Below are 20261 nucleotides of genomic sequence, written 5' to 3'. Positions count from 1 at the left end.
GGGCCGACCTGCGGTGACCACCCGGTGGCTACCGCGTGCCGAGCAGGTCGTTGAACCAGCCCTCGATGTCGATCTCCGGCAGTTCGGTGGGCAGTTCGGTGGGCAGCTGGGTGGGCAGGGACGGCAGCGCGGTGGTCGTCTCCGTCACGGTCACCGACGTCGTCTGCGTCACCGTCACCGGCGGCACCGGCTTCGCCAGCTCCGCCGCGGCGTTGCGCCACAGGAAGAAGAACAGGCCGGCCGCGAGCAGCGTGAGGCCGAAGAGGGCACCCAGGACGATGGGCAGGGCACCGCCGCCTCCCGAGGCCGGCTTCTGCGGCTCCGGAACCATGTACTGCTGGTAGTCGGGCTGCTGGTACTGCTGCTGCTCCTGCTCGGACGGGAAGTACTGACGGGGCGGCTCCCCGCCCGCACCGGTGGGGCCGAGGTGGCGGGTGTCGTCATTCCAGGGGTCGCTCATGAGGCTCAAACTACACGTACCGGTACGCTTCGCGGACCCGGGCGAACCACCAGTCACGCCGATCGGCAGGTGCCTCCAAGGCGGCCAGGCGGGCGGGGTCAGGGACGACAGGTTCCACGGACATGTGGCCGTCGACGATCTCCCGCGGCGCGGCGACGTCCTCGACGAACAGTGACCCGGTGGCCAGGCCCGCGGCGGCGGGCGGGACGTCGAGACCGTCGTCGTCCTCGAGGACCGGCAGGGCGGCGACCGCGGCCAGCCCGGCGTTCATGCCGACGGCCGTGTCCAGGGCCGAGGCGACCGTGACGTCCATGTGCCGGGCACGCAGGTGCTCCGTGAGGTCGAGGACCGGCTGCACCCCACCCAGCGGGGCGACCTTGACCACGGCGACGTCCGCCGCGCGCAGCTCGGCCACCCGGTAGGGGTCCTCCTCCCGGCGGATGGACTCGTCGGCGGCGACGCGGACGAACAGCCCGGCGCGCATGAGCTCGCCACGCAGCTGCGCCAGCTCCTCCACCGAGTGGCAGGGCTGCTCCATGTAGTCGAGCGGGCCGAGGACACGGGCGGCCTCGAGGGCCTCGGGGACGGTCCAGCCCCGGTTGGCGTCGACACGCACCACCGCCTGCGGCAGCACCGCGCGCACCGCCTGCACACGCGCGACGTCATCGGCGAGTGTCTGCCCCGCCTCGGCGACCTTCACCTTGACCACCCGGCACCCCGGGTAGCGGGCCAGCACCGATTCGACCTCCCCGGGGGCCACCGCCGGGACGGTGGCGTTGACCTCGACGACGGAGCGTCGGGGGGCGGGGAAACCCGTGAACGCCGCCTCCAGCCCCGCGCGCAACCACGCCGCGGACTCGCGCGCGTCGTACTCGAGGAAGGGGGCGAACTCGCCCCACCCCGCGGGACCGTCGATGAGCAGCGCCTCCCGCGTGTCGACACCGCGGAACCGCACCGCCATCGGCAGCGCGACAACATGGGAACGGTCCAGGATCTCATCGATGTGCATGGACTCCACAGTAGGCGGACAGCCCGTGCACATCATGGCGCGGGAGCCGATTCTCCCGGACAATGGTTCCCATGACAGACACGAAGAAGATCCTGAGCGCCGCCGAGATCGCCGACGCAGACCTGACCGGCTGGAAGAACAGGGGCGGACACATCGAGGCCTCTTTCGACACCGGGGACTTCGCCACCGGCCTGCGCCTGGTCAACCTCATCGGCGCCTCCGCCGAGGAGGCCGACCACCACCCCGACATCACCCTCACCTACGGGCAGGTCGACGTCGCCCTGTCCTCCCATGACGTCGGCGGGCTCACCGTCCGCGACGTGCGCCTCGCCCGGGTGATCAACGACCACGCCCGGGGGCTCAACCTAAGCTGAAGGGCATGACCCGCAGCTACAGCACAGACAATCCCTTCGCCGCCTCCCAGTGGAAGGCGGTCGAGGGCTTCGAGAACCTCACCGACATCACCTACCACCGCCACGTGGGCACGGAGCGCCGGGACGGCATCGTCCGCATCGCCTTCGACCGCCCCGAGGTGCGCAACGCCTTCCGCCCGCACACCGTCGACGAGCTCTACCGCACACTCGACCACGCGCGCCGGACCCCGGACGTCGGAGTCATCCTCATCACCGGCAACGGCCCCTCGGAGAAGGACGGCGGCTGGGCGTTCTGCTCCGGCGGCGACCAGCGCATCCGCGGCCGCTCCGGCTACCAGTACGCCCGCGAACACGACTCCGACGACGCCGCGGCGGACGTCTCCACCGTCGACGAGGCCCGCACCAGGGTGGAGGGCGGCCGCCTCCACATCCTCGAGGTGCAGCGTCTCATCCGCACCATGCCGAAGGTCGTCATCGCCGTCGTCAACGGCTGGGCCGCCGGCGGCGGACACTCCCTCCACGTCATCTGCGACCTGACCATCGCCTCCCGCCAGGAGGCCCGCTTCAAGCAGACCGACGCCGACGTCGGCTCCTTCGACGCCGGCTACGGCTCCGCCTACCTGGCCAAGCAGGTCGGCCAGAAGTTCGCCCGCGAGATCTTCTTCCTCGGCCGTTCCTACTCCGCCGAGGACATGCAGCGCATGGGTGCCGTCAACATCGTCGCCGACCACGGCGCCCTGGAGGAGGAGGCCATCCAGGTCGCCCGCGAGATCAACGGCAAGTCCCCCACCGCGCAGCGCATGCTCAAGTTCGCGTTCAACCTGACCGACGACGGACTCATGGGCCAGCAGGTCTTCGCCGGCGAGGCCACCCGTCTGGCCTACATGACCGACGAGGCCGTCGAGGGCCGCGACGCCTTCCTGCAGAAGCGCGACCCCGAGTGGGACCAGTACCCCTTCTACTACTGATGCTCTCCCGGCTCGACCTCCCGCCCCGCGCCGTGCTGGCGATCGACGGCCACGGCGCCAGCGGCAAGACCACGCTGGCCCGGCGTCTCGCCGCCGGGCACGACGCGGCGTGCGTGGTGGCCACCGATGATCTCGCGTGGCACCACTCCTTCTTCGACTGGGCGCCCCTGCTTGTCGACGCCGTCCTCCTCCCCTACCGCGCCGGCCACCCCGTCTCCTACCGGCCACCGGGCTGGGTCCGCATGGGGAGGGAGGGCTCGATCGAGGTCCCGGCCGACACGGAGCTGCTCATCGTCGAGGGAACCGGGGCGGGCCGCCTCGAGGCCGCCCCCTACGTCGACGCGCTCATCTGGGTGGACGTCGACCTCGACGTCGCCCGCGAGCGGGGCCTGGCGCGGGACGTGGCCAGCGGTGTCAACGGCTCCCGGGAAGAGGCGGAGAAGTTCTGGGACGAGTGGATGGCCGAGGAGATCCCCTTCCTGGAGCACCACCGGCCGTGGGAGCGCGCCGACCTGATCGTCCGCTGAGGGCGCTGAGGTCGCTGAGGGCCCTGTGCCCCCAGCACAGCACATGCACACGCGGCGATATGTAGCGTGGGTCACAACACTGCGTGAAGCTAAGGAGAACCCCGTGAAGAAGATCCGCCTCGGCCTCGCCGCCCTCGCCGCCTCACTCACCCTGGCCGCCTGCTCCGGCCCCGACGACGGCGACGGCACCAGCACCGCCGTCGACCCGGGCGCAAGCGCCCCCGAGACACGCGACCCCGTCGAGCATCCCGCGAACAACAACGAGGACGACATCGAGTTCGTCCAGAGGATGATCCCCCACCACGAGCAGGGCGTGGAACTCTCCGGGATCATCCTGGCCAAGGAGGGCCTCGACCCGCGCGTCGAGGAACTCGCGGAACGTATCCGCGACACCCAGGTACAGGAATCCCGGCAGATGCGGGCCTGGCTCGACGGCTGGCACGCCCCGCCACCGGAGGCCACCGACATGGACCACTCCGACATGGACGGCATGCTCGACCCCGGACAGCTCACCGAGATCCGGGACGCCGACACCCCCGAAGCCCAGGAACTCTTCCTCGACCACATGATCGACCACCACGAGGGAGCGGTCAGCATGGCACGCAGGCACCTGGACAACGGCCAGAACGAGGAGGCCCGGACGCTCTCCGAGCGGATCGTCAGGACCCAGCGGGCCGAGATCGCCGAGATGAAGGAGATCCGCGGCTCGCTCTGACCGGGAAGCACCCGGCGCCAGGCTAGGATCAACCCCCGTGACCCGCCTCCTGGAACCCCTCGTCGTCGACCCGCGCGACCCCGTCGCCATCCTGCCGGTGCTGGAGGAGGCGATCGCCGGACAGCGCACCCTCCTGCCGGTCCCCGGCGACGACGCGGCCCGGGCTACCCTGCTCCGGGACTCCCAGCGCGCCGGGCAGCCCATCTCCCCGGGCATCGCCCTGGTGGTGGCCACCTCCGGTTCGACCGGCATCCCGAAGGGCGCCCTGCTCACCCCGGCCAACCTGGTCTCCAGCGCGGACGCCACCCACCGGCGGCTCGGCGGCGAGGGGCAGTGGCTGCTGGCCATGCCCGCGCACCACATCGCCGGCCTGCAGGTGCTCATCCGCTCGCTCATCGCGGGCGTCGACCCCCTCACCCTGGATCTGGCCACCGGCTTCCACACCGCCGACTTCGCCTCCGCCGCCGGGGAACTCCACGCCACCGGCGACCGCTGCTACACCGCGCTCACCCCGATGCAGCTGGCCAAGCTCATGGACACCCTCCAGGGCATCGAGGCCCTCCGCCTCTTCGACGCCGTCCTCGTCGGCGGCGCCGCCCTCAACCCGCAGCTCGCGCAGGCGGCGGAGGACATGCAGATCACGGTGGTCACCACCTACGGGTCCTCCGAGACCGCCGGCGGCTGCGTCTATGACGGCCGTCCCCTGCCCGGCGCGCGGGTGCGTGTCGACCGCACCGACCCCGGCCGCATCCACCTGGGCGGCCCGATGATCGCGCAGGGCTACCGTAACGACCCGGAGCACGAGGCCTTCGCGGAACCCGGCTGGTTCGCCACCTCGGATGCGGGTCGCATCGAGGACGGGCGACTCACGGTCACCGGCCGCCTCGATGCGATCATCGATTCAGGGGGTCTCAAACTCCAGCCGGAGGTCCTCGAGCAGGCCCTCCTCGCCGTGCCCGGGGTCACCGGCGCCTGCGTGGTCGGCATCCCGGACCCGCGGCTGGGCCAGGCCATCGTCGCCGCATACACCGGTCCCGCCACCCCGGGCGAGGTCATCGAGGGGCTCGACCATCTCCCCCGCTGGCAGCTGCCGAAGGACCTCCGGCGCGTGGCCGAGTTCCCGCTCACGGGGCCGGGGAAGGTGGACCGCCGGAGCGTGGGGCGTCTGTTCGGCACGGCGGGCTGAGGCCGGCGGAGGCGCCGCGAACAACCGTGCAACTCTCCGCTCCGGCGATTCCTGAAAGCCCAGGTCAGGGACTCCTCGTTCTCCGCGCACCCGGCCGGAGTTGCACGCCTGTTGCCGCCTCAGTCCTCCGAGCGGCTCGCCGCGAGCAGTTTCGCCACGTCTTCGGCGGTGTAGACGCGGTTGATCTGCTCGTCGTTGCCGCCCATGAGCGTATTGCCGATGACCAGCGCACCCGACTGCGTCGACGGCACCACCGCGAAGTTCCGCGGGTGCGAGTAGACCTGCCGGACCTGGTGCCCGGAGCGCAGGGCGCAGGCGTGGAGCCAGACGTCATCGGCACGCGGGGTGAGTTCCAGGAAGACGTCGCCCTGCTCGACGACGTAGTCGATGAAGCTCGCCGGGTACAGCACCCCGGAGACGCCGGTGGCGAAGTGGAGGAAGCTGGCGCGGCAGGTGTCGACGGCGCTCCACTTCACGTACGGGAGCAGTTTCTCGTCGCGCAGTTCGATGCGGTGCGCGCGGTAGGCGATGACGACGTCGTTGCGCAGGTCCCCGATGAACAGCAGCCTTTCGAGGAACCACTCGGGGTAGATCATGTCGTCGTCGATGGTGGCGACGCGGGTGCCGGTGCCGATGACCTCACGGAACTGCCCCCAGTATTTGGTGTGCGGGCCGTAGAGCCCGTCGGAGCAGCGCACCTGGAGTCCGCGGCCGACGAGGCGGCGCAGGGACCGCGGCCACTCGGATTCGTAGTCCTTCCTGTCGAGCCACAGCACGACCGGCGCCCGGGTATGCCCGCGCACAATCGACTCGAGTGTGTAGTACACGCGGTTGAGGCGCTCACCGTGGGAGGTCAGCGAGATGACCACGTCGCCCTCCTGCGGGAACCGGGTCCTCGAGAAGCGGTTGTTCCACGCGAGCGGGATCATCCGGAAGAGGGTGAAGAAGAAGCTGACCGCCTGGCCCAGCACATACGATATCCACATAGCCCGCACCACCTTACTTTCCGGTTCCCGGGGTTGCCTGCCACTATGCCTGCGCCAGGCGCAAGGTAGGGTGTAGCCGACATGAATGCTTATCGACGCTCCCCCGCCCACGAGATCACCGTCTCCGAGGAGCACGCCGAGCGTCGCCTGGACAAGTTCCTCCGTTCCCGTCTCAAGGGGGTTCCGGCGGGCCTGATCTTCCGTCTGCTGCGCAAGGGTGCGGTGCGGGTCGATGGTCGTCGGGCCAGACCGGACCACCGCCTCGCGGCCGGTGAGGTCATCTCGGTGCCGGCGATGGATCTGCCCCCGCCGGACAGGGTGACGGTGCCGGGCCCGGTGAAGAAGGCGGTCGCGGGGGCGATCGTGCATGAGTCGGCTGATCTGCTGGTGCTGAACAAGCCCGCCGACCTGGCGGTCCACGTCGGCACGGGTGTGCAGGCCGGCGTCATCGAGGCGCTGCGGGAGCTCCGCCCGGGGGAGGAGCTCGAACTGGCACACCGTCTCGACCGGGAGACGTCCGGTCTGCTCATGGTGGCGAAGAGGCCGACCATGCTGCGTCACCTGCAGGAGGCCCTGCGGGCGGGTGACGTCGAGCGTCACTATCTCGCACTCGTCCGGGGGTCCTGGCCCGGGCAGCTCCCGCGTGTCGACGCCCCCCTGCTCACCACCGACTCCGGCGTCACCGTCCACCCCGACGGTCAGGACGCCCTCACCCTGGTGAAGGTGCAGCGTCGCTTCGGCCAGCGCGCCACGCTCATCCGCGCGCAGCTGATCACCGGCCGCAAGCACCAGATCCGCGTGCACTCCAGCCACGCGGGGCACCCCATCGCCGGGGACTCCCGCTACGGTGACCCGCGTTTCACCGCAGAGATCACCCGCCTCGGGGGCCGCCGGATGTTCCTGCACGCGCACTCCCTGCGTATCCCGCTGCCGGACGGCGGACTTCTCGACGTCACCGCCCCCACCTCCCCCGACTGGGACCGCACGCTGGACCGCCTGGCGGGCGGGCACCGGACCCCGGCTCGGCGTCCGCGGCGGCGATGAAGCACAATGAGCCCCATGTCCGTTGATCTTCACCCCTACCCCGCCACGCCCCGGGACTGGTGGCAGGCCGCGCGCCCGCACACCTGGCCCAACGCCTTCTCTCCCGTCATCGTCGGTTCCGGAGCCGCCGCCTTCGCCGGTGGTTTCTCCTGGTGGCGGGCGCTGCTGGCGCTCGTGGTCGCGTGGGCGCTCATCGTCGGCGTGAACTACGCCAACGACTACTCCGACGGCATCCGCGGCACCGACGAGGACCGCACCGGCCCGGCGCGCCTGACGGGCGGACGTCTGGCGCAGCCCGCGGACGTCAAGCGGGCGGCGTTCCTCTCCTTCGGGGTGGCCGCGGTGGCGGGCATCGCACTCTCCCTGGCGAGCGCCTGGTGGTTCATCCTGCTCGGGGCGTTGTCGATCCTCGGTGCCTGGTTCTACACGGGCGGCAAGAACCCCTACGGCTACCGCGGGCTCGGCGAGGTCGCGGTGTTCATCTTCTTCGGTCTCGTCGCCGTGCTGGGCACCGAGTACACGCAGGCCGGGGCGGTCTCCTGGATCGGTCTCGGGGGTGCGGTGGCGATCGGTGCGATCTCCTCCTCGGTCAACCTGGCCAACAACCTGCGTGACATCCCCTCGGACACCGCCTCCGGCAAGGTGACCCTCGCGGTGCGTCTCGGGGACCGGAACACCCGGTACCTCTACACGGCGCTGGCGCTGACGCCGTTCGTCGTCTCCCTGCTCCTGGCCACGCAGCTGTGGTTCCTGGTGCTGGCGCTGCTGGCTCTGCCGCTGGCGCTCAAGGGCATCCTCGTCGCCCTGCGCGGCAACCGGGGGCCCGCACTCATCCCGCTCATCAAGACGACGGGCCAGGCCATGCTGGTGTGGGCCGTCATCACCGCGGCGGTGCTCTTCCTCAACGCGCCGGGCCTGTAGATGTCGGGAGTCATCACCGGCTTCGCCATCATCCTGGCTGTCATCTCGGTCGGCGTGGTCCTCTCACGCACCGGGGTGATCAGGGACGACCGCGAACGTCTCGTGCTCAACCGGGTCGCGTTCTACGCCGCGTCCCCCGCGCTGCTGTTCTCCTCGGTGGCGAAGTCGGATGCGGCCACGCTGTTCACGCCGGTCATCCTCGTCATCTTCCTGGCGACGGTCGCCACCGCCCTCGTCTACATCCTCGCCTCGGCGTTGTTCTTCCGGCAGGACCTGCCCACCACGACGATGGGCGCGGCCTCCTCCTGCTACTTCAACTCGGTGAACATCGGCCTGCCGGTGAGCGTCTACGTCCTCGGTGAGGCCACCTACGTCGTGCCGGTCCTCGTCCTGCAGATGGTCGTGTTCACGCCGTTCATCCTCGCGGGACTGGTCTCCGGGGACGCGGGCGGCCGCTCCCGGGTGGCCCGCATCTGGGAACCGGTGCGCACGGCGGTCTTCTCGCCCGTGGTCATCGGTTCGGTGCTCGGCCTGGTCGTGGCACTCGTCGGTCTGCAGATCCCCGACCCGGTCATGCGTCCCCTGGAGATCCTCGGCGGCGCGTCGATCCCGATGATCCTCATCAGCTTCGGTGCGTCGCTACGCAACACCGCGCCCCTGACCACCCCGGCCGACCGTCCGGGCACGATCGTCGCCACCGCCCTCAAGCTGGTGGGCATGCCGCTCATCGCGTGGGGCATCGCCCTCGGCCTGGGGCTGGAGGGCAACGAACTCTACGCCTCGGTCATCCTCGCCACGCTCCCCGCGGCGCAGAACGTGTACAACTTCGCCGCCTCCTACCAGCGCGGCATGATCATCGCGCGCGACACCGTCTTCCTCACCACGTTCGGTTCACTGCCCGTGATGCTGGTGATCGCGCTCCTCTTCGGACGTTAACGGGCGTCCAGCTCCCGCTTGACCCACTCCTTGCGGGCCTTGCGCTGCGCGTTCCAGGCGCCGACGGAACGGTTCGCCTCGATGCGCATGCCCTTGAACACGAGCATCGACAACGGGAACGCCACGAGCAGGGCCAGCAGGGCGGACATGACGAGCGGCACGGGGGCGTCGATGAGCACGGCGAACAGCTGGATCACGATGGTCAACACCACGAACAGCCCGAAGCGGGCGCCGCCGTACTTGAACAGCGCCATGTTCGCCTGGCGGCGGACCGCCGGATCAAGCTCCGGGGGCGCGTCGGAAGGGTGCTGGGGAGTATCTGGTGCAGTCACACCTGCAGTCTACTGCTGCCATTAGAGTGGGCCACATGGGACGTCTGTTACTCGTACTGCTGGTCGTGGTCGCCGTTGTGCTCGTGTGGAAGGCCTTCGGGCCGAAGACATGGCAGCGCAATCAGGCGGCACCGCAGCCCCGTGCCATCAAGGGGCCGGACGACGACGAGGAGTTCCTGTGGAAGATCGAGAAGGACCGCTTCAAGCAGCGTCGCGCCCGGGAGGCCGCCGAGCGGGAGGAAGAGGAACGCCGCAGGCGCGCCGAGGAACGCTACCGTGAGCCCGACACCGACGATGATCCACCGGCGGAGCCCCGCCCGTGACCACCCCTTACCTGTCCCAGGGAGCACCCGTGCGCCTTCTTTTCAGCCTGTCCACCGCCCTCCTCCTCGCCGGCTGCAGTGCGGGGAACGACCAGGTCATCGTGGAGACGGTGGTGGTCACCGAGACGGCGGCCGCTGATGCCGCCGGACCCCGGTCCACCCTCGCCGGGGAGGACACGGTGAGCGGCGACCAGCTCGCCGACGCCTACCTCCGCGCCCTGCAGGATCCTCCCGTCCACGCGGAGGACCGCGGGAGCCGCTTCCACCCCACGGGCACGTGGTCCTACGCCATCGTGGAGGCCACCGGCGACGACCGGCCGGACATGCTGCTCAGGGTCGACAGCAGGGAGTTCGCACGCATCCACCTGTACACCACCGACGCCGACGGGCAGCTCCTCCGGTCGACCGACTACCTCATCGACGGGGCCGCCGGTAACGGCGGCAGCCGGGTGCGGTTGGAGGGCTCCCGCGCGGGAGCCGGCGTGTACCAGATCGACTACATGTCCATGCAGCGGGAGGGCACGAGCACGCTCTACCGCCCGGAGGGGACCTCACTGGTCAAGGCCGGGGAACCCACGGTCTTCGAGGCGCTCGGCGCACTGCCCGACCATGAGGAGCTCACATGGTTCCCCTCCACCGACCACTCCGGCCTGGAGGTGGTCCGCACCGGCGCCAGGCACTCCCCGGCACCCACCGCACCACAGCTGGAGACTGGGCCGACGGCCGGGCAGATCCGCTTCACCGGTGTCGTCTCGGAGAAGAGCACCAGCGAGATGATGCGCGGCGAACGGTCCCCGAACGGTGAGCCCGAGAGCAACCGGTACTACACCCTGATCCTGGACGAGCCGCGGGAGATCACCGCGTTCCATGGTCCGGGGGATCCGTACACACAGCGGATGTCCGAGATCAGCCTCGGGGAGAAATCGGTGTACCGGGACAATTCCGCCGAGTGGGCTCCGTGGGTGGGCCGGCGGATCACCCTCGACGTCGACCCGGGGAACATGGCGTACCCCACCGACGCCTCCATGCCCGTGGGCATGCTCCGCGTGTGGGACGCGGTGGTCAGCGGCTGACTACTCGCCGGTGACCTCGAAGGTCATGGCCAGGCCGAGGGCGTGGGCCACGGCGGCGACCTTCTCCCAGCGGACCCCCGTACCGCCGTGTTCGATCGTGTGGAGCGTCGACCGGGAGACCCCGGCCTTCTCCGCGATGTCCGCCTGCAGCGCCCCGATGTCGCGGCGGCGCTGGGCCAGCCGGGCACCGAGGTCGAGGAGCACCGGATCATCGCCGGCGGGCTTGCCGGTCTTCTTCCTGGGTGCTGACGTGCCTGTCACTGTCCGACTCCTTCTGATGAAGCTGTTCGGATCAAGTCTAGCCTGCCTCCGGCTAGTTGAGGCCCGCGTAGGAGTGGAGGCCGGAGACGACCATGTTGATGAAGAACAGGTTGAAGATGGTGGTCGCGAGGGCCGCGATGTTGATCCACGCGGCCTTCCAGTCACGCCAGCCGGCGGTCGCACGGGCGTGGAGGTACGCGGCGTAGAGGACCCAGGAGATCAGCGAGACGGTCTCCTTCGGGTCCCAGCCCCAGAAGCGGCCCCAGGCGGCCTCCGCCCAGATCGCACCGAGGACGATGCCCAGGCCGAAGACGGGCAGGGTGAGGATGGCGGTCTTGTAGGCCATGCCGTCGAGCTTCCTGGCGCTCGGCAGCGGCTTGGCGAGGGCGCCGAAGAAGCCGTGCTCCCTGCCCTGCGGCTGCCAGATGCGCAGCAGGTAGAGGAGGGAGGCGATACCGGAGAGCACGCCGAGGGAGGCGCCGGAGGAGACGATGGAGACGTGGATCGGCAGCCAGTTGGACTGCAGCGCCGGGACGACCGGGGCGGAGTCGGCGTAGAGCTTGGTGCCGCCGAAGAAGAGGAGCATGAGGATCGGCACCAGGAGCCACGGCCAGACGACGCGCCACTCACGGCGCTGGATGACCAGGGCCGCGCCGATCATGATGAACGCGGTGGTGACCAGCACGTACTCGTAGAGGTTGCCGAACGGGAAGCGGTTGGTGGCCAGTCCGCGCAGGACGGCGGAGACGGAGTGCACGATGACACCCAGCCACACCATCGCCTGCGTCATGCCGCCGAACTTGTTGGCACCGGCCTCGAGCCTCTCCACCTCGGAGAGGTCCGGGGTGTCGTCGAGCACGGTGGAACCGCTGTCACCGACCGCCACCAGTTCCTTCTGCTCGGCGCGTGCCAGGGCCCGGCGGGCGTCGATGACGCCCTGCATGCGCCCGTAGTAGACGAGCGACAGGACAAGTGCCAGCACATAGATGATGAACGCCGACTGGAAGGCGACGTCCGAGAAGTTGGAGAGAGTCTGGTTGACGGTCATGTGTGTAGGACACCCTCAGATAGTCAGGTGGGCCGGTGAGATACCTCTGAGACGCTACCCCACCGGCCAGGCCGATTCCAACCCTCGGCCCACCCTTTCCCCAACTTTAGTTGGAGGCGAGGCGGGCATCCTCGGGCACGAGGAGATCCTCGTCGACCTCGTCCGGGTCAGGCAGACCCAGCAGCTCCCGGTGGATCCGGTCAAACTCCGGGCCCCAGCCGGCGCGGTCGGTGCGCGCCAGGCCGCCGAGCTCGACGTGGGTGCCGCCGTCCTCACGCGGGGTGAGGCGGATCCAGATGCGGCGACGCTTGATCAGCAGGGAACCCACCAGGGCGGCCAGCATGATGATCGTGGTGGCCAGCACCCACGGCTGGAAGGGGTCGCGGGAGATCTGGAAGTTGGCGAACTCGCTGGCGCCGTCGAAGGTGACCACGGTGCCGTCGTCAAGCGTGACGGAGTCGCCGCGGGTGAGGTTGACACGCTCGATCTTCTGCAGCTGACCGGAGTGCAGCAGCGCGGTGTCGAGGCTGAAGATCGACTGCGCGCGGCCGGTGTCGAGCCCCGCGTCGCCGCGGTAGATGTCGATCGCGACGGCCGGGTCTGTCATCGCCGGGAAGCGGGAGGTGAGCAGCTCGTTGTTCTCGCCGTCCCACTGCGCCGTCGGGGCGAACAGGCCCTGGATGGCGATCTGGTTCTCACGACGGTCGATGAGTTCCGGGTACATGCCGGCGGGCGGGTCGAAACGCATGACGCCGGAGGACAGGAAGTAGGTCAGGTCGTCGGGGCGCCACTGGACCGTCTGGGTACGGGACTCACCGTTGGGCCAGGAGACCGTGAACGTCGGCGCGAAGCCGTGACCCTGGAGGTAGACGCGGTCGCCCTCGATGCGCAGCGGGTGGTTGACCTTGAGCTGGTAGTCGGTCCACTCGGACTTCGGCTTGTGGATGTCGTCGCCGACGGCGTAGGAGACGTTCGAGGTGAACATCTCGGCCTGGCCGTTGGGCAGGTAGTCCGCGGAGAAGTCGTGCGCGTCGAAGCAGAAGGTGGTCAGGCCGGTGCCGTCGAAGAGCGGGCCGGCACGGAAGGAGTCGAAGTTCGCGGTGGAGGTGTTGCAGAACTCGGTGTTCTGGTCGATCGGCGGGGTCTCGTAGTTGCCGGACTCCGTGACCACGATGACCTGGCCCTCGTAGTACACCATCCGGCCCAGCGCGACGGTGACGATCATGCCGACCAGTCCCAGGTGGAACAGCAGGTTGGCGAGCTCACGCGCGTAGCCCCGCTCGGCCGCCAACGAGAGCTTGCCCGCGCGGTCCTCGGTGGGCTGGTACTCGGCGACGTGCCAGCGCCGGAGCAGGCCCCGCGCCTCGTCGGCGACCTGCTCCACAGGCTTGTCGACGCCACCCTCCGCGTGCAGCGGCAGGCGGGCCAGGTTCCGCGGCGCACGGGTGGGCGGGGTCTTCCAGGCGAAGTAGTGGTCCCAGGAACGCGGCAGGATGCAGCCGATGAGGGAGATCGTCAGCAGCACCACGATCGCGAGGAACCAGGTGGCCTCGAAGACGTCGTAGAGCTGCAGCCGGTCGTAGAACTCGGCGAGCCGGCCGTTGTTGGCGATGTACTCGTTGACGTTCTCCTCGTTGAGGGAGCGCTGCGGCAGCAGGGCGCCGGGGATGGCGGCGATGGCCAGCAGGAACAGCAGCACCAGGGCGGTGCGCATGCTGGTCAGCCAGTGCCAGGACTTCTTGAGGTACGTGACGACCGTACGCAATGCTCTCTCTTCCTAGGGGGAACGTGTCAGATGATGGTGGCGCCGTACTCGACGGTCCACTGACGCACGAAGTTGATGAAGTGTGCCCACGCGCCGGTGAGCAGGGCGAGGCCCACGAGGATCATGAGCACACCGCCGAAGATCTGCACCTTGCGGGAGTGCCTGCGCAGCCAGCCGATGGTGCGCATCGCCCGGGCGGAGCCCAGCGCGATGACCAGGAACGGCAGGCCGAGACCCAGGCAGTAGGCGATGATGAGGGCCACGCCGCGGACGGCGGTCATGCCCTCGGTGCCGGCGGACACGGAGATGATCGCCGCCAGGGTCGGGCCCAGGCACGGGGTCCAGCCCAGGGCGAACACGCCGCCGAGCAGCGGCGCACCGAGCCAGGTGGTCAGACGCTTCGGGGCCATGCGGGTGTCGGTCTGCAGCGCCGGGATCATGCCCATGAACACGATGCCCATGAGGATGGTCACCACGCCGCCGACCCGCATGAGCGTCTCCGCGTTGAGGGTGAGCATGCTGATCGCCCCGAACACGGTGACCGTGGCCAGCACGAACACCACCGTGAATCCGAGGATGAACATCAGCGCCGCACCCGCGACCGCCCACTGGCGCTTCTTCGTCACGACGGCGCCGTGCTCCGCGTCATGCCGCACCTCACCGCCGACGATGCCCGCCAGGTACGACATGTACCCCGGCACCAGCGGCACCACGCACGGGGAGGCGAAACTGACCAGACCGGCGGCGGCCGCCGCGAGCAGGCCCAGGATCAACGGCCCGGAGGCGGCGGCGTCGGCGAAGAGCTGACCGAGCTCCGTCATGCGGATTCCTCGATGAGGGGCAGGACGGCGTCGAGAAGCTCCCTGTCGGTGATCTCCTTGAGGAACACCGCGGCCGGACGGTGCTGGCGGTCCAGCACGATCGTCGTCGGGACGACCGACGTCGGCACGCCACCGAGGGCGGCGGCCGAACGGAACGGCGGATCGTAGAGCGACGGGTAGGTCAGGCCGTTGTCGATGACGAAGTCCTGCGCGATCGTCCGGTTGTAGTCGCGGACGTTGATGCCCAGAATGGTCGCGCCGAGCGGGGTGATCTCGTCCTGGACACGCTGCAGGTCATCCGCCTCCGAGCGGCACGGGGCGCACCACTGGCCCCAGGCGTTGAGCACGACGACCTCGCCCGCGTAATCGGACAGGGAGATCTCCGTGCCCTCCTCCATGAGGGAGTCACCGGAGATGTCCGGCAGCGGGGCCCGGTCGGACTCCTCGTAGAAGATCGTGGTCTTCCCGCCGGGCGAGTGGAACTGGAAGGTGCCGCCCACTGCGACGGCGCTCTTCGCGGCGTCCGGGTCCTGGCCGCAGGCGGTCAGCGTCAGCGCGGCCACGCCGAGCACGGCCGCGATGGCACGGAGGCGCATGTCAGATGTCCTTCGCGGGGGTGGTGTAGAAGATGTCGGTGATCTGGTCACCGTCGAAGACGAGCGAGGTGACCGACGCCAGCTCGCACTGGCGGCTGGCGTGCGCCAGGGGCACACCCATGACGCTGCGCTGCACCATGACGATCGGCAGCTGGTGGCTGATGAGGATCGCCTCATGGCCCTCCGCCTTCCGGCGGACCTGCTCGACGGCCCCCATCATGCGCTCGGCGATGTCCACGTAGGCCTCGCCCCAGCTCGGCTCGAAGGGGTTGAACATGAGCGGCCAGCGCACCGGATTCCACAGCTGGGAGTTCCAGCCCTTGGTGCGCAGACCCTCGAAGCGGTTGCCGGCCTCGACGATCTCGGGGATCGTCTCGACGTCGAGGAGCAGCGTCTCCGCGAAAGGCTCCGCGGTCTCCTGGGCGCGCTGCAGCGGGGAGGCGCCGAGGAAGGTGACGTCGTGGTCCTCGAAGGTGCGGGCCACGCGGGCCGCCTGCGAACGGCCCCGGGAGGACAGGTGGTAGCCCGGGATGGTGCCGTAGAGGATGCGCTCCGGGTTGTGGACCTCACCGTGACGGATGAGGTGGACGATCGTGTGCGACATGGAGGGTGTGTTTCCTTTACGCGGTGGCGGCGGCCGCGGCCTGGGCGGCCGGGACGAGAGCTTCCTCGATACGGGTGAAATCATCGTCGCTCAGGGCGGTCGACACAAACCAGGTCTCGAAGACACTCGGCGGGGCGTAGACACCGTGGTCGAGCAGCGCGTGGAAGAAGGGCGGGAAACGGAAGGTGTCGGCGGCCTTCATGTCCGCGAAGTTGTGGCCCTCCCCCTCGGCGAAACGCACGGAGAACATCGTGGCGGCGCGCTGGATGTGGTGCGCCACGCCCTCGCGGGTCAGGGCCTCGGAGATCATGCCGGACAGGCGGTCGGCGTGCTGGTTGAGCAGCGGGTAGATGTCCTCGGAGGCCAGACGCAGGGAGGCCATGCCGGCGGCCATGGCGACGGGGTTACCCGACAGGGTGCCCGCCTGGTAGACGGGGCCGGAGGGGGCGAGGTGCTCCATGATGTCGGCGCGGCCACCGAAGGCGGCGGCCGGCAGGCCACCGGAGACGACCTTGCCGAAGGTGGTCAGGTCACCGGCCACCCCGTCGACGCCGTACCAGCCGGAGTAGGAGGTGCGGAAACCGGTCATGACCTCGTCCATGATGAGCAGCGCGCCGTCGGCGTGGGCGACCTCCTTGAGTGCGGCGTTGAAGCCCTCACGCGGGGCGACGGTGCCCATGTTGCCGGCCGCCGCCTCGGTGATGACCGCGGCGATCTCACCCGGGTGATCGGCGAAGGCCTGCTTCACGGCCGCCAGGTCGTTGTAGGGCACGACGATGGTGTCGGCCGCGGAGGCGCCGGTGACGCCCGGGGAGTCCGGCAGCGCGAAGGTCGCCACACCGGAACCGGCGGCGGCCAGCAGCGCGTCGACGTGGCCGTGGTAGCAGCCGTCGAACTTGATGATCTTGGAACGGCCCGTGAAGCCACGCGCCAGGCGCACGGCCGACATGGTGGCCTCGGTGCCGGAGTTGACCAGGCGGACCTCCTCGACGGAGGTGCGGTCGATGATCATCTGGGCGAGCTGCATCTCCGCCTCGGTCGGCGCACCGAAGGACAGACCCTTCGCGGTGGCCTGCACGACGGCGTCGGTGATCTCCGGGTGGGCGTTGCCGTTGATCATCGGGCCCCAGGAGCAGACGAGGTCGACGTACTCGTTGCCGTCGACGTCGACGAGCGTGGAACCGTGGGCGGAGTCGATGAAACGGGCCTGGCCGCCGACGGAACCGAAGGCGCGGACCGGGGAGTTCACCCCACCGGGGATGAGGGTGCGGGCACGTTCGTGCAGCTGCGCGGACTTCTGGGTGCGTGCGGAGGTCAGGGAGCTCAGAGTCATGGCCACCATCATACGACCGGGGTCAACCGGGGTTAAACTTTCCCCCCGGTCAGTTGACCACCTTCAGTCCGATGATCCCGCCGATGATCATCGTCAGGAACAGGGCCTTGAGGAGGGTGAAGGCCTCCTGCCCCGTGGCAAAGGACCACACGATGGCTATCGACGCCCCGATGCCCACCCACACCGCGTACGCGGTGCCCACGGGCAGCTGCTTGAGGGCGATCGCCAGGCCGCCCATCGACACGAAGAGCGCGGCGAAGAACACGACCGAGGGCCACAGGCGGGTGAACCCGACGGACCTGTCGAGCGCGATCGCCCACACCGCCTCGAACGCTCCGGAGAGGACGAGGATGATCCAGGACATGGTGACGGACACGGGGAACCTTCTTGGCCGTCTTGTCGCAGCACCGGGTACGGCTCCCTCGTCCGGGCCCGGGACTCCGGGCTGGTTACGGGCGTTTATCCTACCTGGATCACGCGGGCGACGGCGGCGCGTGCGTCGTCGATGACGGCGGGCACGCCCACTCCCCCGGCCCACGCGCCGGTGACCTCGAGTCCCGGGACCTCCGCGACGGCCTCCCGGACCGTGGCGACGGTGGCCAGGTGGGTCTCGTCGTAACGCGGGAGCCCACCGAACCAGCGCTGGACGTAGATCTCGGACAGGCCGGCGGCGCGGCCGTCGAAACCGGTGATCGTCCGGAGGTCATCGAGGGCGGCGTCGACGAGCAGGTCCTCCTCGGCGCGCACCAGGGCGTCGTCGCCGAAGCGCCCGAAGCTGGCGCGGACCAGCGCCCCGCCACGTTCGCCGATGTGCGGCCACTTGCGGGAGGAGAAGGTGAAGGCCTTGGCCTGCACGCCGGGCTCGTCGATGGCCACAAGCACGCCGGAGTTCTCCGGCAGTCCCTCGTCCGAGTCGAACTTCATGCCCACCACCGCCGAGGACGCCAGTTTCACGGACTTCAGCGCCGCGGAGGCCGCCGGGGCGACGTCCCTGAGCAGCGGTGCCGTGGTCGGCGCCGGGGTGGCGACGATGAGCCGGTCATACGGCTCCTCCGGGTTCACGCCCGGCCCCTTGAGGTGGAAGCCACGCAGGTCACGGGTGACGGAGGAGACGAAGGCGTCGAGGTGGATGTCCGCCCCGGACTTCTCCGCCAGCGTCTCGTAGACCTGCGCGTAGCCGTGCCGGAAGGTGGCGAACACCGGCGCCGGGGTCGCCCCCGGGTCGCGCGGGGTGCGGCGTGCCTCGCAGATCTTCACGGCGGCGGCCAGGGTGACCGGCTGCCCCGTCTCGACGAGCTCGTCGAGGGCTTCCGCGAGCTGCGGCACCGTCGCCCGGACACCGAGGTCCTCGGCCGCGCAGGAGTACACGCCGCCCAGGAGGGCGGAGACGATGCGGTCGGTGACCTCCGCGCCGTAACGCTCCGACACGAGCTTTCCGACGCTCACGTCGCCCCCCACCTCCCAGTCGATGGAGGGGGCGTCGGATTCGGCGTCGATACGCGCCGCGGTCTCCGCGGAGACGACGTGCTCCACCGGGCCGGAGGAGGACGGGATGCCCATGACGCCGCCGGCCGGCAGGCCCCGCAGCTCCCCGTCGGAGTAGACGAGCGACCGGAGCCCCGAAGGGCTGACCAGGTCATCGGCGAGGCCGAGCTCGGTGAAGAAGTCGGTCGCGTCGGAACGCAGGGCCAGGTACGCCTCGGCGCCCATGTCGGTGGGACCCGAGTCGAAGGGCACGGTGAACAGCTTGCCACCGATGCGGTCCTCCGCCTCGAAGACATGGATGACGGCCTTCGGATCCACCTTGCGGATCTCGTAGGCGCTGGTCAGGCCGGCGAGGCCGGCGCCGATGATGGCGTACCTGGTGGGTTCCACCGCTAGTTCTCCTCGTGGATGATGGCGACGGCCTCGGTGATGTCCTCGGCCTTCGTGTTCGGCAGGACGCCGTGGCCCAGGTTGAAGATGTGGGACGTGGCGTGACCGGCCTCGATGGCACGGGCCGCCTCGGCCTTGATGCGGGCGACCTCGGAGGTCACGGCCTCCCGGCCAGCGAACAGGATCGCCGGGTCCAGGTTGCCCTGCAGGACCTTCGGGCCGGAGGCCGCGTGGATGCGCTCGGCGGCGACGTCGAGCGGCACACGCCAGTCGACGCCCATGACCTCGGAACCGGCCTCGGACATCGCGCCGAGGATCTCACCGGTGCCGACACCGAAGTGGATGCGCGGGATCTCGCCCTCGATCTCCTTGAGGATCTCCACGGAGTACGGCAGGACGTGCTCGCGGTAGTCACGCTCGGTGAGGAAACCGGCCCAGGAGTCGAAGAGCTGCATGGCGTCGATGCCCGCGTCGATCTGCTGGCGCAGGAACGAGACGATCGTCGGGGTCAGACGCTCCATGAGGGTGTGCCAGGTGTCCGGCTCACCGTGGATCATGGCCTTGGTCTTCTCGTGGTTCTTGCTCGGGCCACCCTCGACCAGGTAGCTGGCCAGGGTGAAGGGGGCGCCGACGAAACCGATGAGGGCCTGGTGGTCCTGGAGCTCGTCCAGGATGATGCCGATACCTTCGGTGACCTCGGTGACCTCATGGTCCAGGATCGGCAGGGCCTCGATGTCGGCGCGGGTGGTGATGGCCTTGTCCATCACCGGGCCGCGACCGGCGACGATCTCCACGCCGACGCCGGCCGCACGCAGCGGCACGACGATGTCGGAGAAGAGGATCGCGGCGTCGACGTCATGGCGGCGGACCGGCTGCATGGTGATCTCCGCGAGGAGCTCCGGCATGAAGCAGGAGTCCAGCATGGAGATCCCCTCACGGACCTTCAGGTACTCGGGCAGCGAACGTCCTGCCTGACGCATGAACCACACCGGGGTGCGGGACGGGGTACGGCCGGCAGCAGCGGCAAGGAGCGGGGCATCGGGGATGGAACGACGAGTCATGTGCACCATTGTGGTCCAAAAGTTGTAGTCGGGGGTAATTGGG

The 20261-nt window shown here is 69.5% G+C and carries 24 protein-coding genes and 1 riboswitch; of the genes, 10 read left to right on the top strand and 14 right to left on the bottom strand.

Translation table 11 applies throughout. The features are described 5' to 3' along the window. Window positions 1-28: 28 nt before the first annotated feature. On the bottom strand, window positions 29-460 hold the full coding sequence (locus tag GXZ33_RS03040) for a hypothetical protein (protein WP_291339370.1): 432 nt from the start codon (window positions 458-460) through the stop codon (window positions 29-31). Between the two features lie 10 nt (window positions 461-470). After that, window positions 471-1478, bottom strand: a complete 1008-nt coding sequence (locus GXZ33_RS03035; protein WP_291339369.1) for an o-succinylbenzoate synthase — start codon at window positions 1476-1478, stop codon at window positions 471-473. 62 nt (window positions 1479-1540) lie between these two features. Here GXZ33_RS03035 and GXZ33_RS03030 point away from each other — a divergent pair, with 62 nt between their 5' ends. The 5 genes from GXZ33_RS03030 (at window position 1541) to menE (ending at window position 5239) form a co-directional block, all read left to right on the top strand. Further along, window positions 1541-1843 carry a 4a-hydroxytetrahydrobiopterin dehydratase gene (locus GXZ33_RS03030; protein WP_291339368.1) on the top strand — a complete coding sequence of 101 codons (303 nt, stop codon included), beginning with the start codon at window positions 1541-1543 and terminating at the stop codon, window positions 1841-1843. A 5-nt stretch (window positions 1844-1848) separates the two neighbouring features. Then, on the top strand, window positions 1849-2811 hold the full coding sequence (locus GXZ33_RS03025; RefSeq protein WP_291339367.1) for a 1,4-dihydroxy-2-naphthoyl-CoA synthase: 963 nt from the start codon (window positions 1849-1851) through the stop codon (window positions 2809-2811). Continuing rightward, window positions 2811-3338: a hypothetical protein gene (locus GXZ33_RS03020; RefSeq protein WP_291339366.1), complete on the top strand. Its 528-nt coding sequence runs from the start codon at window positions 2811-2813 to the stop codon at window positions 3336-3338. Before GXZ33_RS03025 ends, GXZ33_RS03020 begins: the two co-directional genes overlap by 1 nt. Before the next feature lie 103 nt (window positions 3339-3441). Further along, window positions 3442-4053, top strand: coding sequence for a DUF305 domain-containing protein (locus GXZ33_RS03015; protein WP_291339365.1), 612 nt, complete (start codon window positions 3442-3444; stop codon window positions 4051-4053). A gap of 37 nt (window positions 4054-4090) precedes the next feature. Beyond that, a complete protein-coding gene (gene menE / locus GXZ33_RS03010) occupies window positions 4091-5239 on the top strand; it encodes an o-succinylbenzoate--CoA ligase (RefSeq protein ID WP_291339364.1) in 1149 nt (382 codons plus the stop codon). Window positions 5240-5358: 119 nt separating this feature from the next. Here the strand turns inward: menE and GXZ33_RS03005 are convergent, their stop codons facing one another. After that, window positions 5359-6225: a glycosyltransferase gene (locus GXZ33_RS03005; RefSeq protein ID WP_291339363.1), complete on the bottom strand. Its 867-nt coding sequence runs from the start codon at window positions 6223-6225 to the stop codon at window positions 5359-5361. Between the two features lie 81 nt (window positions 6226-6306). Here GXZ33_RS03005 and GXZ33_RS03000 point away from each other — a divergent pair, with 81 nt between their 5' ends. Genes GXZ33_RS03000 through GXZ33_RS02990 form a run of 3 tightly spaced genes read left to right on the top strand, consistent with a single transcriptional unit; the run spans window position 6307 to window position 9126 of the window. After that, the gene (locus GXZ33_RS03000) at window positions 6307-7269 is read left to right on the top strand and encodes an RluA family pseudouridine synthase (RefSeq protein ID WP_291339362.1); all 963 of its coding nucleotides are present in this window, start codon (window positions 6307-6309) and stop codon (window positions 7267-7269) included. Between the two features lie 15 nt (window positions 7270-7284). Beyond that, window positions 7285-8190 carry a 1,4-dihydroxy-2-naphthoate polyprenyltransferase gene (locus tag GXZ33_RS02995; protein WP_291339361.1) on the top strand — a complete coding sequence of 302 codons (906 nt, stop codon included), beginning with the start codon at window positions 7285-7287 and terminating at the stop codon, window positions 8188-8190. Next, a complete protein-coding gene (locus GXZ33_RS02990; RefSeq protein ID WP_291339360.1) occupies window positions 8191-9126 on the top strand; it encodes an AEC family transporter in 936 nt (311 codons plus the stop codon). Here the strand turns inward: GXZ33_RS02990 and GXZ33_RS02985 are convergent. Further along, window positions 9123-9380 (bottom strand): DUF4229 domain-containing protein, encoded by a 258-nt coding sequence (locus GXZ33_RS02985; RefSeq protein ID WP_291339383.1) that lies wholly within the window; start codon window positions 9378-9380, stop codon window positions 9123-9125. The genes GXZ33_RS02990 and GXZ33_RS02985 overlap by 4 nt on opposite strands. 113 nt (window positions 9381-9493) lie before the next feature. Here GXZ33_RS02985 and GXZ33_RS02980 point away from each other — a divergent pair, with 113 nt between their 5' ends. Both GXZ33_RS02980 and GXZ33_RS02975 read left to right on the top strand, forming a co-directional pair. After that, window positions 9494-9781: a hypothetical protein gene (locus GXZ33_RS02980; protein ID WP_291339359.1), complete on the top strand. Its 288-nt coding sequence runs from the start codon at window positions 9494-9496 to the stop codon at window positions 9779-9781. A 29-nt stretch (window positions 9782-9810) separates the two neighbouring features. Then, window positions 9811-10854 (top strand): hypothetical protein, encoded by a 1044-nt coding sequence (locus GXZ33_RS02975; RefSeq protein WP_291339358.1) that lies wholly within the window; start codon window positions 9811-9813, stop codon window positions 10852-10854. Here GXZ33_RS02975 and GXZ33_RS02970 read toward each other — a convergent pair whose 3' ends face one another. From GXZ33_RS02970 to hemE, 10 genes are all read right to left on the bottom strand, one after another. Further along, window positions 10855-11115 (bottom strand): helix-turn-helix domain-containing protein, encoded by a 261-nt coding sequence (locus GXZ33_RS02970; protein ID WP_291339357.1) that lies wholly within the window; start codon window positions 11113-11115, stop codon window positions 10855-10857. It lies immediately after the preceding gene. 52 nt (window positions 11116-11167) lie between these two features. Further along, on the bottom strand, window positions 11168-12163 hold the full coding sequence (gene ccsB / locus GXZ33_RS02965; RefSeq protein WP_291339356.1) for a c-type cytochrome biogenesis protein CcsB: 996 nt from the start codon (window positions 12161-12163) through the stop codon (window positions 11168-11170). A gap of 106 nt (window positions 12164-12269) precedes the next feature. Further along, window positions 12270-13877, bottom strand: a complete 1608-nt coding sequence (locus tag GXZ33_RS02960) for a cytochrome c biogenesis protein ResB (RefSeq protein ID WP_291339382.1) — start codon at window positions 13875-13877, stop codon at window positions 12270-12272. A gap of 77 nt (window positions 13878-13954) precedes the next feature. Then, window positions 13955-14749 carry a cytochrome c biogenesis CcdA family protein gene (locus GXZ33_RS02955; RefSeq protein WP_291339355.1) on the bottom strand — a complete coding sequence of 265 codons (795 nt, stop codon included), beginning with the start codon at window positions 14747-14749 and terminating at the stop codon, window positions 13955-13957. Further along, a complete protein-coding gene (locus GXZ33_RS02950; RefSeq protein WP_291339354.1) occupies window positions 14746-15345 on the bottom strand; it encodes a TlpA disulfide reductase family protein in 600 nt (199 codons plus the stop codon). The genes GXZ33_RS02955 and GXZ33_RS02950 overlap by 4 nt, the downstream gene beginning before the upstream one ends. Before the next feature lies 1 nt (window position 15346). Beyond that, window positions 15347-15949, bottom strand: a complete 603-nt coding sequence (locus tag GXZ33_RS02945) for a histidine phosphatase family protein (protein WP_291339353.1) — start codon at window positions 15947-15949, stop codon at window positions 15347-15349. A gap of 16 nt (window positions 15950-15965) precedes the next feature. Further along, window positions 15966-17267 carry a glutamate-1-semialdehyde 2,1-aminomutase gene (gene hemL, locus GXZ33_RS02940; RefSeq protein WP_291339381.1) on the bottom strand — a complete coding sequence of 434 codons (1302 nt, stop codon included), beginning with the start codon at window positions 17265-17267 and terminating at the stop codon, window positions 15966-15968. A 64-nt stretch (window positions 17268-17331) separates the two neighbouring features. Continuing rightward, window positions 17332-17646 (bottom strand): SMR family transporter, encoded by a 315-nt coding sequence (locus tag GXZ33_RS02935; RefSeq protein ID WP_291339380.1) that lies wholly within the window; start codon window positions 17644-17646, stop codon window positions 17332-17334. Between the two features lie 22 nt (window positions 17647-17668). Further along, window positions 17669-17732: riboswitch (guanidine-III (ykkC-III) riboswitch) on the bottom strand. A 9-nt stretch (window positions 17733-17741) separates the two neighbouring features. Continuing rightward, the gene (locus GXZ33_RS02930) at window positions 17742-19157 is read right to left on the bottom strand and encodes a protoporphyrinogen oxidase (RefSeq protein WP_291339352.1); all 1416 of its coding nucleotides are present in this window, start codon (window positions 19155-19157) and stop codon (window positions 17742-17744) included. A gap of 2 nt (window positions 19158-19159) precedes the next feature. Next, complete coding sequence (gene hemE, locus GXZ33_RS02925; protein WP_291339351.1) at window positions 19160-20218, bottom strand: uroporphyrinogen decarboxylase; 1059 nt, start codon at window positions 20216-20218, stop codon at window positions 19160-19162. Window positions 20219-20261 lie beyond the last annotated feature (43 nt).

The organism is Corynebacterium sp., assembly GCF_012838985.1.
Taxonomy (GTDB): Bacteria; Actinomycetota; Actinomycetes; order Mycobacteriales; family Mycobacteriaceae; genus Corynebacterium.
Note: the sequence above shows the minus strand (reverse complement) of the source record. Positions and strands in the feature narration are given on the sequence as shown.